The organism is Pseudomonas sp. ICMP 3272 (assembly GCF_001466905.1).
GTDB lineage: Bacteria > Pseudomonadota > Gammaproteobacteria > Pseudomonadales > Pseudomonadaceae > Aquipseudomonas > Aquipseudomonas amygdali.
Genome location: NZ_LKEK01000123.1, coordinates 1 through 932, shown reverse-complemented (window position 1 = coordinate 932; position 932 = coordinate 1). Strand labels below are relative to the sequence as shown.

Annotated in this window: 1 pseudogene; it reads left to right on the top strand. The window is 63.8% G+C overall.

The features are described 5' to 3' along the window. Positions 1-932, top strand: a pseudogene (locus AO068_RS26050) (type VI secretion system Vgr family protein); the annotation flags it as partial.

Below are 932 nucleotides of genomic sequence, written 5' to 3'. Positions count from 1 at the left end.
CTTCAGCAAGGCCTCGGGGCTGCCGGGCAACCGCACGCTGTCGGGGATCCGCACCCAGGAACATAAAGGCAGCGGCTTCAACGAATTGCTGTTCGATGACACGCCAGGCTCACTGCGAGCGCGCATGGGCACAACCCATCAGGCCACAGCCCTCAACCTGGGCAAACTGACCGACCCGCGTACTGACGGCACCGCCCAGCCACGCGGCAACGGTGCAGAACTGCGCACCGATGCCGCCATCGCCCTGCGTGCCGCGCAGGGCATGTTACTCACCACCTATGCGCGTACCGACGCAAAAGGCTCGCAACTGGATCGCGAAGAGCTGCTCAAACTGCTGGCCGAGTGCGGCGAGTTGTTCAAATCCCTCGGCGAAACCGCTGCCAGAGCTGCTCAAACTGCTGGCCGAGTGCGGCGAGTTGTTCAAATCCCTCGGCGAAACCGCTGCCACGCGCGGCGGTCAGGCCGTGGATGTTCAAGGCATCGAAGCATTGCGCCAGTCGCTGAATCAATGGCCCGCGCCGGACAATAACGGCCTGGGCGACCCGGTACTGGCCATGACCGCTGCCGCCGGCATCGCCAGCGCCACACCACGCTCGCAGGTTCACTATGCGGGTGAAAATCACGACACCACTGCGCAGGACAACCTGCAATTGACCAGCGGCGCGGCCATGCACCTAGTGAAAATCACGACACCACTGCGCAGGACAACCTGCAATTGACCAGCGGCGCGGCCATGCACCTGCAAGCAGGCAAAGGGCTGTCGGCCTTCGCTCAGGATGCAGGCATCAGCGCCATCGCCAACCGCGGCAAGGTGCTGGTGCAAGCGCAGGAAGACGACATCGCCCTCAATGCCCAGAAAAACCTGCACGTCTCGGCCGTCGAAGGCGAAGTGGTCATCACCGCGCCGACCATCCGCCTGGTCGCCGATGACG